Origin of the sequence: Pseudomonas resinovorans NBRC 106553 (assembly GCF_000412695.1) — a bacterium.
Classification (GTDB): domain Bacteria; phylum Pseudomonadota; class Gammaproteobacteria; order Pseudomonadales; family Pseudomonadaceae; genus Metapseudomonas; species Metapseudomonas resinovorans_A.
Map to the genome: position 1 here is coordinate 1574762 of NC_021499.1, position 13245 is coordinate 1588006.

Genomic DNA, 13245 nt, shown 5'->3' on the forward strand with positions numbered 1-13245 from the left:
CGCGGCCGGGCCGAGGGCTCAGCCGGCGAGCATCTCCTGGTGCTTGCTGGCCAGGCCCAGGTAGGCCTCGATCACGCGCGGGTCGTCGGCCAGCTGGGCGGCGGGGCCCTGCATGGCGATCTGGCCGGTCTCCAGCACGTAGGCGTAGTCGGCCACGCGCAGGGCGGCGCGGGCGTTCTGCTCCACCAGCAGGATGGACACCCCCTGCTGGCGCAGGGTGCTGATGATGCGGAAGATCTCCCGGGTGATCAGCGGCGCCAGGCCCAGGCTCGGTTCGTCGAGCATCAGCAGCTTGGGCTTGGCCATCAGCGCGCGGCCCACGGCGAGCATCTGCCGCTCGCCGCCGGAGAGGGTGGCGGCCAACTGGTCGCGGCGTTCCCACAGGCGCGGGAACAGCTCATAGACCTCCTTGAGGGTGGCGGCGTGGTCGCGCTTGCCGCTGCGATGGCGCTGGAAGGCGCCCAGCAGCAGGTTGTCGGCGACCGTCATGCTGCCGAACAGCTCGCGCTTCTCCGGCACCAGGCCCAGGCCGCGGGACACCATCACCTCCACTTCGGGCACCGCTTCCAGGCTGCCGTCGAAGGCCACCCGGCCACGGGAGCCGAGCACCCCCATGATGGCCGAGAGCAGGGTGGTCTTGCCGGCGCCGTTGGGCCCGATCACGGTGACGATCTGCCCCTGGCCTACCCGCAGGTTGGCGCTGGAGAGGGCTTCCACCTTTCCGTAGGCGACGGATAGGTCGCTGACCTCCAGCACCGGGTTGGCGACGAGGTTTTCGGGTTGCTTCAGGTCTTGAATCGGCATGTTCATCACTCGGCTCCTCCGAGATAGGCTTCCAGCACCGCCGGGTCCTTCTGCACCTCGGCCGGCAGCCCGTGGGCGATGCGCTGGCCGAATTCCATCACCACCACGCGGTCCACCAGGCCCATGACGAAGTCCATGTCGTGCTCCACCAGGAGGATCGCCATGCCTTCGCTGCGCAGGCGGCTGAGGAGGAGCCCCAAGGCTTCCTTCTCCTTGTGGCGCAGGCCGGCGGCGGGCTCGTCGAGCAGCAGCAGGCAGGGGTTGGCGCACAGGGCGCGGGCGATCTCGAGGATGCGCTGCTGACCCAGGGCCAGGCTGCCGGCTTCGGCATCGAGGTAGTCACCCAGGCCCACGCGTTCCAGCTGGTAGCGCGCTTCGGCGAGCAGCTCGGCTTCCTCGGCGCGGTCCAGGCGCAGGGCGGCGGACAGCACGCCCTTGTTGCCGCGCAGGTGGGCGCCGATGGCGACGTTCTCCAGCACGCTCATCTCCGCCAGCAGCTTCACATGCTGGAAGGTGCGGCTCATGCCCATGCGGGCGATCTCGCGGGAGGGCATGCCGTTGATCCGCTGGCCACGGAACAGCACGTCGCCCGAGGTGGGGGTGTCCACGCCCGAGAGCTGGTTGAACAGGGTGCTCTTGCCGGCGCCATTGGGGCCGATCAGCGCGAGGATCTCGCCGGCGCGCACTTCCAGGTTCATGTCGTTGTTGGCCACCAGGCCGCCGAAACGACGGGTGACATTACGCGCTTCCAGCAGCACCTCGCCGGCGGTCGGCAGTTCGCGGCGCGGCAGTTCGGTGGCGCTCGCCAGCGCCTTGGCGGCCTTGCGCGGCTTCCAGGCGTCCGGCACCAGGCGCAGCAGCAGGGGCCAGAGGCCGCCCGGTGCGCGTTGCATGAGCAGGATGATGATCAGGCCGAAGACGATCACCTCGTAGTTGCCGGTGGTGCCGAAGAGTTGCGGCAGGAGGTCCTGCAGCCACTGCTTGAGCATGGTCAGCATGCCGGCGCCCAGCAGTGCGCCCCAGACGCTGGCCACGCCGCCGATCAGCGCCATGAACAGGTAGTCGATGCCCATGTGCAGGCCGAAGGGCGTGGGGTTCACGAAGCGCTGGGTGTGGGCGTAGAGCCAACCGGAAACGGCGGCGAACAGGGCGGAGATGAGGAAGATCACCAGCTTGGAGCGGAAAGTGTTCACCCCCATGGATTCGGCCATCAGCTGGCCGCCCTTGAGTGCGCGGATGGCCCGGCCTTCGCGGGAGTCCAGGAGGTTCTGGGTGATCAGCATGGCGCACAGCAGCACGGCCCAGATCAGGTAGTAGATCTCCTCGCCCTTGTTCATCTCCCAGCCGAGCAGCGAGATGGAGGGCAGGCCGCTGACGCCGGTATGGCCGCCGAGGGATTCCAGGGTACCGAACAGGTAGTACAGCGACAGGCCCCAGGCGATGGTCCCCAGTGGCAGGTAGTGGCCGGAGAGCTTGAGGGTCATGGCCCCCAGCAGCAGGGCCACCGCGCCGGTGAGCACCAGCCCCACCAGCAGGGTCAGCCAGGGCGAGGCGCTGGCCCAGGCCAGCCAGCCCGGCAGGTCCTGCACCGTGGTGAGGTAGGCGCTGGTGTAGGCGCCCAGGCCAACGAACGCCGCCTGGCCGAAGCTGGTCATGCCGCCGACCCCGGTGAGCAGCACCAGGCCGAGGACCACCAGGGTGTAGAGCCCGATGTAGTTCAGGAGGGTGACGTAGTAGGGCGGCAGCACCATGGGCGCGATGCCGAGCACGGCCACCAGGGAGAGGATCAGGTAGCGCGGTTTCATTCATCGTCCTCCACGTGACGGCTGGTGAGGGAGCGCCAGAGCAGGAAGGGGATGATCAGGGTGAAGACGATGATCTCCTTGTAGGTACTGGCCCAGAACATCGAGAAGGCCTCGATCAGGCCAACGCCCAGGGCGCCCAGGGCGGCCACCGGGTAGCTCACCAGGCCGCCGATGATGGCGCCGACGAAGCCCTTGAGGCTGATGACGAAGCCCGAGTCGAAGTACAGGGTGGTGATGGGGGCGATGAGGATGCCCGACAGCGCACCGATGAAGGTGGCCAGGGCGAAGGTGGCCTTGCCCGCCAGGGTCGGCGAGATGCCCATCAGCCGCGCGCCCAGGCGGTTCACCGCGGTGGCGCGCAGGGCCTTGCCGTAGAGGCTGCGTTCGAAGAACAGGAACAGGCCGACGATCAGCGCCAGGGACACGGCTATCACCCACAGGGTCTGGGCGTTGAAGGTCACCGGGCCCAAGGTCAGGCCGGCCTCGGAGAAGGGCGCGGTGCGGGCACCTTCCGGTCCGAACATCAAGAGGCCGATGCCCACCATGGCCACGTGCACGGCGATGGAGACGATCAGCAGCACCAGCGAACTGGCCGAGGCCAGGGGCTGGAACACCAGGCGGTAGAGCTGCGGGCCCAGCGGCACCACCAGGGCCAGGGTGAGCAGCGCTTGCACGGCCATGGGCAATTCGGCCAGGGGCAGGCTGCGCAGCAGGCCGAGCAGGAGCAGGGCGTAGGCGAGCTTGGGGACTATCCGTTTCTGGAAACGGAAGCCACGGCTGGAGCGGGTGGCGTCGTACAGGTCCATGGCGCAGTCGGCCAGGGTCAGGCCGAGCAGCAACCAGACCAGCGCGGTGGGCTGGCCGGCCTGCAGGCTGGCCATTGTCAGCGCGCCGTAGGTGACGAACTCGCCCTGGGGGATCAGCAGGATCCGCGTGACGGTGAAGACCAGCAGGAGCGAAAGCGCCAGCAGCGCGTAGATCGCGCCGTTGGTGATGCCGTCCTGGCCGAGCAGCAGGGCTATCTGGAGATTCATGGTGGGAACTCTTTATTGCAGTAGGGAGGTGCCGCACGCGTAGGGTGGATGACGCTTTACCCATCCACCTTTGGTGCCTGACCGGGGCGCCGCAAGGTGGACGAAGAGAGCGTCGTCCACCCTACAAACAGCCCCTGCGATCAATTGCTGCCCAGCAGGGTCCAGGTGCCGTTCTTCACCTGGATCAGCTCGCGGCCGCGCTCGTCGAAGCCGCTGTGGTCGTCCGGGGTCATGTTGTAGACGCCCTGGGTGGCGGGCACTTCATGGCTCGCTTCCAGCGCGTCGCGCAGGGCTGCGCGGAACTCCGGAGTCCCCGGCGCGGCCTTGGCGGCGGCCAGCGGGATGGCTTTCTGCAGCAGCAGGCCGGCGTCGAAGGTGTTGGCACCGAAGGTGGCCGGCTTGCTGCCGTTGAGCTTCTCGTAGGCGGCCACGTACTCGCCGGCGAGTTGCTTGGAGGGATGGCTGTCGGGCATCTGGTCGAGCACCAGCATCAGGCTGGCGGCGAGGATGGTGCCTTCCACCTTCTTGCCGCCGAGCTTGAGGAAGTCCGGCAGGGCGGCGCCGTGGGTCTGGTACATCTGGCCGCGATAGCCCTGGTCGAACAGGGTGGTCTGCGGCAGCACCGCGGCGCTGCCGGGTGCCGCCACCAGCACGGCGTCGGGGCGTACGGAGAGCACTTTCAGGCTCTGCCCGGTCACCGAGGTGTCCTGGCGCTGGAAGCGCTCGTTGGCCACCAGCTTGATGCCGTGCTCGGCGGCCATGGCGCCGATCACCTTGGACCAGTTCTCGCCATAGGGATCGGCGGTGCCGATGAAGCCCAGGGTCTTCACGCCGCGCGCGGTCATGTCACCCACCAGGGCCTTGGCGATCAGGTCGTCGTTCTGGGTGGTCTTGAACACCCACTTCTTCTGCTCGTTCATCGGCAGCACCACGGCGGCGGTGCCCACCGGCGCCAGCAGCGGCACGCCGGCCTCGGCGACGAACTGGATCACGCCCATGGCGTTGGGCGAACCGCTCGGGCCGATGATGGCGTCGACGTTCTCCTCGCTGATCAGCTTCTTCAGCGCTTTCACGGTGGCGGTGGGGTCGCTGCCGTCATCCAGGGGAATGTAGGTCACCTTCTGGTCGCCGGCCTGGGTGGGCAGCAGGGGGGTGGAGTTTTTCTGGGGCAGCCCGACCAGGGCCAGGGGGCCGGTGGACGAGGTGATGACGCCGACCTTCACGTCCGCCTGGGCGGAGGACAGGCAGATGGCGCTGAGCAGCAGGGTGGACACGGCTTGTTTGAAGTGCATGACGTACTCCGGGGTTGCAAGGCTACTGGAGAGGCAATGATCCGCAGGGCGCGCCGGGCTCCAGGGGAGACCTGCGCGCGGATGGCTTGCCGCCTTTTTGTTGTTCTGGCGCCTTGAGGCGCTACCGGCGGGTATCCCGCTCGGCGGGGAGCGAAATTGCAGCTCCCGTGCCAGAAAAACCTGCTCCATGCCGGTGCGGTGCCGCAGGGGCCCCGTTCGTCTGAACCTTTCCAGCCTCCCCGCGGCAGCTGCCGACGCCCCCGGCGAGCCCTTGCGCAAATACCTTTCATCCCAGCGCTGATCGGCCTCCCAGGGTTTTGCCGGAGCTGATATTCAGTCAGAAAAGTCATGATTTTTGCGATAAAAAAGCCCTGTTTTTGCGTCTAAAAAATCGCAATAAATTGCAAATATTGCGTTCGATAAACGCACAGCTGGAAAGCTGTGAATTTGCCGGTGTTTCCGCTCGGTCAAATGAAAACAATTCTTATCGGAATTGTAGCTTACTGAAAAATAACAACTTTATAGCTTGTTTTGGAAGCCGTTGTGATTTTGTGGCTGTTACCGTTCTGCACGTTACTGGTGCTGAATTACGTGAAAGTGCACCGAATCTACACACTATTTTTCCAGTGATAATTCAATTGACATTTCACGTAATTCTTCCGATTCTGGATTTACGCATTCGACACCCCGGCAAGGGCTGTCGAGCACCAACAAGAACGCCAATGGGTAATGCAGATGACGATAGTGGTCGAGAAGCTCGAGCTGGGTGGCTCAGGCAGGACGGTGATGGTGAAGGACACCATCGATATCGCCGGCCATCCCACCCGGGCTTCCAGCCGTGCGCTGATCGATGCGCCCGACGCCTCGCGCCATGCCGACGTGGTCCAGGCCCTGCTGGACGCCGGCTGCCGTATCACCGGCAAGACCAGCCTGCATGAGCTGGCCTTCGGCACCACCGGCCTCAATGCCTGGACCGGCACCGCGGAAAACCCGCGCTACCCCGGCCGCGTACCTGGTGGTTCCTCCAGTGGCTCGGCCGCCGCCGTGGCCGCCGACCTCTGCGACTTTGCCCTGGGCACCGACACCGGTGGCTCGGTTCGGGTCCCCGCCTGCTGCTGCGGCGTGTTCGGCATGAAGCCCACTTTCGGCCGCGTCAGCCGTGCCGGCGTGATGCCCGCCGAAACTTCCCTGGATTGCGTAGGCCCCTTCGCCGCCAGCGTCGACCTGCTGATCGAAGCCATGGCCGCCATCGACCCGTCCTTCGATACGCTGCCCACCGTCAGCGGCGTGCGCATCGGCGTCGTGCCGGTGCAGGCCAACCCGGAAGTGCTCGCCACCCTGGAAGCCGTACTGGAAGCCTCCGACTTCGAGCTGCAGGACGCGCCGCTGCCCGGCATGCAGGCCGCCTACGATGCCGGCCTCTCCGTGATCAACAGGGAAACCTGGAATGCCTGCGGCCACCTGGTGGCTACCGGCCTGCTGGGTGCGGATATCGCTTCCCGCCTGCAGGCCGCCGGCAACACCACCGACGCCGCCCTGCGCGATGCCGAAACCATCCGCGCCGCCTTCACCGCCGAAGTGGATGCCGCCCTGGCGCGCTGCCCGATCCTCGCCCTGCCGACCATGCCGGATTACCCGGCCCTGGTGGCGGACGCCGCCGATACCCGCGCGGCCATCGGCATGACCGCCTTCGTGCGGCCGTTCAACCTCACTGGTCACCCTGCGCTGAGCATTCCTTTCGAGGGTGCCTCGAAGCTGCCGGTGGGCCTGCAACTCGTTGCCGCCAAGGGCGCGGACGAACTGCTGCTGGCAGTCGCCCGTGAGCTCGTGCGACGCCTCGAACAATAAACAAGAAGCCCACCAGGAGAGCCTTATGTCTTCGCTAAGCGAACTGGATTACCAGAGCCCCGCCCCGATTACCGCGAGTGAAGGATTCCAGGCGTTGCTCGCCGACATCCGCGAGCGTGCCCGGAGCGAGGAATTCGACCGGCAGAAATACATTTCCCAGGACGTGATCGAGCGCTTCAAGGAGCTCGGCGTCTACCGTGCCCTGGTGCCTACTCGCTTCGGCGGCGACCAGCGTTCGCCCATGGAGTTCTGCCAGATGGTGGAGGACATCTCCGCCGCCGACGGTTCGGCCGGCTGGGTCGCCAGCTTCGGCATGAACCCGGTGTACCTGGCGGCGCTGCCCCTGGAGACCCTGAAGAAGGTCTACGCCAACGGCCCGGACGTGGTCTTCGCCGGCGGCATCTTCCCGCCGCAACCGGCCGCCTTCGTCGACGGCGGCCTGGAAGTGAACGGCCGCTGGAAGTTCTCCAGCGGCTGCATGGGCGCCAACCTGATCGGCGTCGGCATCAGCCCGAAGAATGGCGACACCGTGGGCCTGCCGCGTCTGGCGGTGATGCCGCGCGAAAAGGTGAAGATCGAGGAGACCTGGGATGTGGTCGGCCTGATCGGCACCGGCAGCCATGACGTGGTGATCGAAGGCGTGGTGGTGCCCGAGGAGTGGACCTTCGTCCGTGGCGGTCCGTCCAACCTCGACGAGCCGATGTTCCGCTACCCCTCGCTGTCTTTCGCCACCCAGGTGCTCTCGGTGGTTGGCCTGGGCGTTGCCCGCGCCGCCCTGGACTACCTCTGCGGCATGGCCACCGGCCGCTTCTCGGTCACCGGCGCTCCGGCACTGTCCGACCGCCCGCTGGCGCAGATGCAGATGGCCAAGGCCGAAGCCGAACTGCGCGCCGCCCGCGCCTGGTTCTACGAAGCCATGGAAAGCGCCTGGGCCAGCGTGGTCGCCGGCAACCCGGTGAGCGTCGAGCAGACCAACCTGCTGCGCCTGTCCTCCACCCACGCCACCCGCGTGTCCGCCGAAGTGGCGCGCAGTGCGCAGATGCTCTCGGGCATGACCGGCGTGTACCGGGACAACCCGCTGTCGCGCTTCGTCAACGACACCCTGGTGATCACCCAGCACGCCTTCATGGGCGACATGACCTACCAGAACGCCGGCGCGATCTTCTTCGGCAACAAGCCGCTGCCCGGCTACCTGTGAATTTTCGACTGACTGATCGGTGACTGTTATGAGTGAGAAAAAAGCCCTGCGCGTCCTCTTCTGCATGGGGATCAACCAGAACTTCTTCGACGCCCCGCGCGAAGAGCAACTGCAGGTCTGGGCCGCCTTCAGCGCCATGTGGAACGGCATCCACGACCTGCCCGGCGTGGAAGTGTTCGGCAATATGGACGACGACCAGAGCATGGTCGGCCCATCTACCGGCTACCCCTGGACCACCTACCTGCTGGCCGACGTGCCGGACATCGAGACCGTCCACGCCGCCTGCAACCTGTTCCGCACCACCCCGGTGGGCGAGGGCACCTACAAGCTGTGGCGCTACTGCAAGGTCGAGGCCCGTACCGGCCGCGAACTGATCATCCAGCGCGCGTGACCGCCATGTCGACCCAAGCCCTCGAAGCGCGCCTGCGCCAACTGGAAAGCGAACACGCGGTGCGTGCCTGCATGAACCGCTACATGGAGCTGTGCGACGCCCTCGACGCGCGCACCCCGCTCGATGAGCTGGCTGGCCTGTTCACCAACGACGCCGTCTGGGAAGGCAAGGGCGCCAAGTACGCCAAGAGCTTCGGCGGCTACCAGGGTCGCGACGCCATCCGCGCGATGTTCGCCACCTACATGGTGGAGCCGGCGCACTTCGCCCTGAACGTGCACTTCCTCTGCTCGGAGCTGATCCGCGTCGAAGGTGCGCAGGCTTCCGGCAGCTGGGTGATGTTGCAGACCTCCACCTTCGCCAGCGGCGCCTCGCACCTCAACGCGGCGCGCCTGACGGTGAAGTTCCGTGAGGAGGAGGGCGCCTGGCGCATGGCGCATTTCCAGACCGAGAACCTGTTCAGCCGCCCGGTGGATGCCTGGAACGATTCCGCGCACCTGCCGGTGCCGGGCAAGAGCGGCGAATGACCTATTTCTGTGAGTCGGCGTATTGCGTCGACGAGGAGTGACCGTGACCAACCTGATCGAAACCGTGAACCTGGCCAGCTCGCCGGCCGACCTGGTGCTGCACGACCGCGTGCACACCTCCCTCTACACCGACGCCCGCCTCTTCGACGAAGAGCTGGAAAAGGTCTTCTACAGCACCTGGATCTGGGTGGCCCACGCCAGCGAGATTCCCGATAACGGCAGCTACAAGAGCACCTACATCGGCAAGCAGCCGGTGATCGTCGTACGCGACCGCAAGAAGGACGTGCACGTGCTGCTCAACCGCTGCCGCCACCGTGGCGCCACCGTCTGCGAGCACAAGAAGGGCAAGACTAACAGCTTCGTCTGCCCCTACCACGGCTGGAGCTACGCCCTGGACGGCAGCCTGCGCGGCGTGCCGCACCCGGAAAGCTACGCCGACTGCCTGGACAAGGGCGAACTGCCCCTGGTGAGCCTGCGTGTCGAGCAGTACAACGGCATGATCTTCGCCACCTTCAAGGACGACATCGAGCCCCTGGTGGACTTCCTCGGCCCGGCCAAGAAGTGGATCGACCTGTTCATGAAGCAGGGCGCCGGCTACGGCGTGAAGGTTTCCGGCGAGCACCGCTTCCGCTTCCCCGGCAACTGGAAGATCCAGCTGGAAAACACCACCGACGCCTACCACTTCCCGCTGGTGCACAAGTCCTTCCTGTCCTCGGTGGACGAGCAGACCCTGGAACTCTTCGACTTCGTGAAGGGCCCGGGCTACGTCGAGGATCTGGGCAACGGCCACAGCGTGATGGTGATGATCCCCGACCTGGTGGACCTGGAAGCCAATCTCGACCTGCCGATCCCCGAGCGCTTCGAGGCCCTGGCCGATGAGCTGCGCGCCGAAGGCATCGAGGAAGAGCAGGTGCGCCGCATCGTCCGCGCCGTCGGCGGCTCGGGCTTCAACCTCAACCTGTTCCCCAACGTCGCTTGCTCCATGGCCTTCTTCCGCGTGCTGCAGCCGGTCTCGGTGAACGAGACCGAGATCCACCACGCCGTGATCACCATGGACGGCGGCCCGGCCGTGGCCAACCGCTACCGCCTGCGTCTGCACGAACACTTCCAGGGCCCCATGGGCTTCGGCACCCCGGACGATTCCGAGGCCTGGGAGCGCGTACAGAAGGGCGCCCAGGCGGGCACCGACCTCTGGATCATGCTCAACCGTGGCCTGCCCGGTGAGAAAGAGAGCGAGGACGGGCTGATCAGCGACGTGAGCGCCGAGACCGGCATGCGCGCGGCCTATCAGCAGTGGAAAAAGATGATGTCGGCCTGAGCCCGATCCGGCGCCGCGCGCGCCCTTTCCCCAACGGCAAGGGCGACGCGGCCACGCTAAGCAGAATCTGAAAGAGACCAGCCATGAACCTTGAATTGCTCAACCACGTCAGCGCCTTCATCTGGCAGGAAGCGGACATGCTCGACCACGGCGACTTCGACGCCTGGCTCGCCCTCTGGGCCGAGAAGGGGACCTACATCATCCCCATCGACCCCAACGAGACCGATTTCGAGAACACCCTGAACTACGCCTACGACGACCACCACATGCGCAAGCTGCGGGTGCAGCGCCTGATCGGCGGCGAGTCCATCTCCACCAGCCCGCGTGCCCGCACCGTGCGCGCCCTGTCGCGCTTCCGCGTGCTGGGCGAGGAAGACGGCGTGGTGACCGTGCGCTGCGCGCAGAACCTGCGGGAATTCCGCAAGGACGTGCTCAAGCACTACACCGCCGACATCACCTTCCAGCTCAAGCGCGAAGGCGAGTGCTTCAAGATCCAGCGCAAGCTGATCCAGCTCATCAACTCCACCGATACCCTCGCCGGTATCGGCTACATCCTGTAAGGGGCGCGCCATGAGCCAAGTTGCACTGGTTACCGGCGCAGCCCAGGGGCTGGGCCTGGCCATCGCCAGCCGGTTGTTCGCCGCCGGCTACGCCGTGGCCATCACCGACCTTTCGCTGGAACGTGCCCAGGCCGCCGCCGACCGGCTCGACCCGAGTGGCCAGCGCAGCCTGGCGCTGAAACTGGACGTGGACAGCAAGGCCGACTTCGAGGCCGCGCTGGCCGCCGTGGTGGAACGCTTCGGCGCCCTGCACGTGGCGGTGAACAACGCCGCCATGACCATGACCACGCCGGTCATGCAGATCAGCCCGGAAGAGTTCGACCGCGTCCTCAGTCTCAACACCCGCAGCGTCTTCGTCGGCTGCCAGGTGTTCGGCGCGCACATGGCGGCGGCCGGCTACGGGCGCATCGTCAACATGGCGTCGCTCGCCGGGCAGAACGGCGGCACCGCCACCGGCGCGCACTATGCCGCGTCCAAGGGCGCCATCGTCACCCTGACCAAGATATTCGCCAAGGAGCTGGCATCTGGCGGCGTCACCGTCAACGCCATCGCCCCGGGGCCCATCGAATCCCCGGCGGTACGCGCGGCGGTTCCGCCGGAGCGCATGGAAGGCCTGCTCGCCAACATCCCGGTCAAGCGCCTGGGTGACGCCGATTTCCTCGGCGACCTGGTGGTGCAGCTGGCGCGCCCGGAAGCCTACTTCACCACCGGGGCGACCTGGGATGTGAACGGTGGGCTGTTCATGCGCTGATCGTCTGTCCAGGGTCAGCTGCGCGTCGGGGAAGCAGCGTTGAAAGTGCCTTCGAAATGCTCATTTACAGTCGTAAATTCCGCTTTCTCAGACCCTTTCGCCACGCTTCGACCTAGCTCGCTAGCCCCTGAATCAGACGATTCCAAATGATGTCGTGCGTGCAGTGCGGCAAGTAACAACGATCGAGAACAATCAGCACCCATGAGGGTGCGGGAAGGCCGGTATGAGTGAGCAAGTATTGAATCTGGTGGTCCGCAAGCGGGTGGAGCAGGGCGAGGGCGTGGTGATCCTCGACCTCGCCGACCCTTCGGGCAAGAACCTGCCGGCCTTCGAAGCCGGTGCCCATGTGGACATCCACCTGAAAACCGGCCTGGTGCGCCAGTACTCCCTCTGTGGTGACCCGGCCAACGCCGCCGTCTACCGCCTCGGCGTGCTGCGCGACCCGGAATCCCGTGGCGGCTCGGTGGCTGTCCACGAACTGCTCCAGGAAGGCAGCGAGGTGGCCATCGGCGCACCGCGCAACCTCTTCCCCCTGGCCGCGGACGCGAGCCGCTCGATCCTCATCGGCGGCGGCATCGGCATCACCCCGATGATCGCCATGGCCCACCAGCTGACGGCCCAGGACAGCGCCTTCGAGCTGCACTACTGCGGCCGTTCCCGCAGCCGCACGGCCTTCCTCGACGAACTGGCGAACGCCCCGTTCGCCAGCTGCGTGCGCACCCACTTCGACGACGAAGACGCCGCGCAGAAGCTCGACCTGCCCGCCGTACTGGGGCAGCCGGAAGACGGCGTGCACGTCTACGTCTGCGGCCCGGCCGGCTTCATGGACTGGGTGATCAGCGAAGCGCGCAAGGCCGGCTATGCCGAGGAGCGCATCCACCGCGAGTACTTCCAGGTGGAAGTGGACGCCAGCGGCGAGAGCTTCGAAGTGGTGGCCGAGCGCAGCGGCAAGACCGTGCAGGTGGCCGAGGGCCAGAGCATCGTCGACGCCCTGGCCGGGGTGGGCATCAAGATCGAGATTTCCTGCGAGCAGGGCGTCTGCGGTACCTGCCTGTGCGACGTGCTGGAAGGCGAGCCGGATCACCGCGACGTCTACCTGACCGATGAAGAGAAGGCCGCCAACGACCAGATCCTGGTCTGCTGCTCGCGGGCCAAGTCGAAAAAACTGGTGCTGGACATCTGACAGCTGAGGGGCAAGACCATGGTCGATACCACTGGATTCCGTAATGCCATGGCGCTGCTGGGCGGCGCCGTTTCGGTCATCACCACCGATGGCGCCGCCGGGCGCTTCGGTTTCACCGCCTCGGCGGTGTGCAGCGTCACCGACCAGCCGCCGACGCTGCTGGTGTGCATGAACCGCTCCTCCTTCGCCAACGGCCACTTCAAGCAGAACGGCGTGCTCAGCGTGAACGTGCTGACCGCCGAGCTGAAGGACATCTCCGCCGTTTTCGCCAACCGCGAGCTGAGTTCCGACGAGCGCTTCGCCCGCGCCAGCTGGAGCACCCTGGAGAGCGGTTCGCCGTTGCTTGAAGGCGCCCTGGTGAACTTCGACTGCCGCATCGCCCAGGCCCATGAAGTGGGTTCCCACACCATCTTCTACTGCGAAGTGCTGGGCATCCTCCACGGCAAGAGCCAGGAAGGCCTGGTGTACTTCAACCGCGCCTACCACCGCCTCGGCGACGCCTCCCGCTCGGCCTGCTGAGCCGGTGTCCTGGGGTGG

The 13245-nt window shown here is 66.2% G+C and carries 13 protein-coding genes; 9 read left to right on the forward strand and 4 right to left on the reverse strand.

Going from position 1 to position 13245, the window contains the following annotated elements; translation table 11 throughout:
- Positions 1-18: 18 nt before the first annotated feature.
- From PCA10_RS07275 to PCA10_RS07290, 4 genes are all read right to left on the reverse strand, one after another.
- Positions 19-810 (reverse strand): ABC transporter ATP-binding protein, encoded by a 792-nt coding sequence (locus PCA10_RS07275; RefSeq protein ID WP_016491402.1) that lies wholly within the window; start codon positions 808-810, stop codon positions 19-21.
- Positions 810-2609 carry a branched-chain amino acid ABC transporter ATP-binding protein/permease gene (locus PCA10_RS07280; RefSeq protein ID WP_016491403.1) on the reverse strand — a complete coding sequence of 600 codons (1800 nt, stop codon included), beginning with the start codon at positions 2607-2609 and terminating at the stop codon, positions 810-812. The genes PCA10_RS07275 and PCA10_RS07280 overlap by 1 nt, the downstream gene beginning before the upstream one ends.
- Positions 2606-3643, reverse strand: coding sequence for a branched-chain amino acid ABC transporter permease (locus tag PCA10_RS07285; RefSeq protein ID WP_016491404.1), 1038 nt, complete (start codon positions 3641-3643; stop codon positions 2606-2608). The genes PCA10_RS07280 and PCA10_RS07285 overlap by 4 nt, the downstream gene beginning before the upstream one ends.
- Positions 3644-3783: 140 nt before the next feature.
- Positions 3784-4935: an ABC transporter substrate-binding protein gene (locus PCA10_RS07290; protein WP_016491405.1), complete on the reverse strand. Its 1152-nt coding sequence runs from the start codon at positions 4933-4935 to the stop codon at positions 3784-3786.
- A 735-nt stretch (positions 4936-5670) separates the two neighbouring features.
- On the opposite strand from PCA10_RS07290, the gene PCA10_RS07295 reads away from it, so the two are divergent.
- The 9 genes from PCA10_RS07295 to PCA10_RS07335 all read left to right on the forward strand — a co-directional run bounded on the left by PCA10_RS07295 (position 5671) and on the right by PCA10_RS07335 (position 13227).
- Entirely contained in the window at positions 5671-6783 is a 1113-nt protein-coding gene (locus tag PCA10_RS07295) for an amidase (protein ID WP_041770561.1), read from the forward strand.
- A 25-nt stretch (positions 6784-6808) separates the two neighbouring features.
- Positions 6809-7981 (forward strand): acyl-CoA dehydrogenase family protein, encoded by a 1173-nt coding sequence (locus PCA10_RS07300; RefSeq protein WP_016491407.1) that lies wholly within the window; start codon positions 6809-6811, stop codon positions 7979-7981.
- 28 nt (positions 7982-8009) lie between these two features.
- On the forward strand, positions 8010-8372 hold the full coding sequence (locus PCA10_RS07305) for a hypothetical protein (RefSeq protein ID WP_016491408.1): 363 nt from the start codon (positions 8010-8012) through the stop codon (positions 8370-8372).
- Positions 8373-8377: 5 nt separating this feature from the next.
- Positions 8378-8896, forward strand: coding sequence for a nuclear transport factor 2 family protein (locus PCA10_RS07310; protein ID WP_016491409.1), 519 nt, complete (start codon positions 8378-8380; stop codon positions 8894-8896).
- 43 nt (positions 8897-8939) lie between these two features.
- Positions 8940-10214 (forward strand): aromatic ring-hydroxylating oxygenase subunit alpha, encoded by a 1275-nt coding sequence (locus PCA10_RS07315; protein WP_016491410.1) that lies wholly within the window; start codon positions 8940-8942, stop codon positions 10212-10214.
- 83 nt (positions 10215-10297) lie between these two features.
- A complete protein-coding gene (locus tag PCA10_RS07320; RefSeq protein ID WP_016491411.1) occupies positions 10298-10774 on the forward strand; it encodes an aromatic-ring-hydroxylating dioxygenase subunit beta in 477 nt (158 codons plus the stop codon).
- A gap of 10 nt (positions 10775-10784) precedes the next feature.
- Positions 10785-11525, forward strand: a complete 741-nt coding sequence (locus tag PCA10_RS07325) for an SDR family NAD(P)-dependent oxidoreductase (protein ID WP_016491412.1) — start codon at positions 10785-10787, stop codon at positions 11523-11525.
- Positions 11526-11748: 223 nt separating this feature from the next.
- A complete protein-coding gene (locus PCA10_RS07330; RefSeq protein ID WP_016491413.1) occupies positions 11749-12708 on the forward strand; it encodes a PDR/VanB family oxidoreductase in 960 nt (319 codons plus the stop codon).
- 18 nt (positions 12709-12726) lie between these two features.
- Complete coding sequence (locus tag PCA10_RS07335; RefSeq protein ID WP_016491414.1) at positions 12727-13227, forward strand: flavin reductase; 501 nt, start codon at positions 12727-12729, stop codon at positions 13225-13227.
- Positions 13228-13245 lie beyond the last annotated feature (18 nt).

Bases quoted from the DNA above. Each gene is read 5' to 3' on its own strand.
- PCA10_RS07310 (WP_016491409.1), top strand. From the start codon at position 8,378: ATGTCGACCCAAGCCCTCGAAGCGCGCCTGCGCCAACTGGAAAGCGAA.
- PCA10_RS07305 (WP_016491408.1), top strand. From the start codon at position 8,010: ATGAGTGAGAAAAAAGCCCTGCGCGTCCTCTTCTGCATGGGGATCAAC.
- PCA10_RS07290 (WP_016491405.1), bottom strand. From the start codon at position 4,935: ATGCACTTCAAACAAGCCGTGTCCACCCTGCTGCTCAGCGCCATCTGC.
- PCA10_RS07275 (WP_016491402.1), bottom strand. From the start codon at position 810: ATGAACATGCCGATTCAAGACCTGAAGCAACCCGAAAACCTCGTCGCC.
- PCA10_RS07280 (WP_016491403.1), bottom strand. From the start codon at position 2,609: ATGAAACCGCGCTACCTGATCCTCTCCCTGGTGGCCGTGCTCGGCATC.
- PCA10_RS07320 (WP_016491411.1), top strand. From the start codon at position 10,298: ATGAACCTTGAATTGCTCAACCACGTCAGCGCCTTCATCTGGCAGGAA.
- PCA10_RS07330 (WP_016491413.1), top strand. From the start codon at position 11,749: ATGAGTGAGCAAGTATTGAATCTGGTGGTCCGCAAGCGGGTGGAGCAG.
- PCA10_RS07335 (WP_016491414.1), top strand. From the start codon at position 12,727: ATGGTCGATACCACTGGATTCCGTAATGCCATGGCGCTGCTGGGCGGC.
- PCA10_RS07295 (WP_041770561.1), top strand. From the start codon at position 5,671: ATGACGATAGTGGTCGAGAAGCTCGAGCTGGGTGGCTCAGGCAGGACG.
- PCA10_RS07285 (WP_016491404.1), bottom strand. From the start codon at position 3,643: ATGAATCTCCAGATAGCCCTGCTGCTCGGCCAGGACGGCATCACCAAC.
- PCA10_RS07325 (WP_016491412.1), top strand. From the start codon at position 10,785: ATGAGCCAAGTTGCACTGGTTACCGGCGCAGCCCAGGGGCTGGGCCTG.
- PCA10_RS07300 (WP_016491407.1), top strand. From the start codon at position 6,809: ATGTCTTCGCTAAGCGAACTGGATTACCAGAGCCCCGCCCCGATTACC.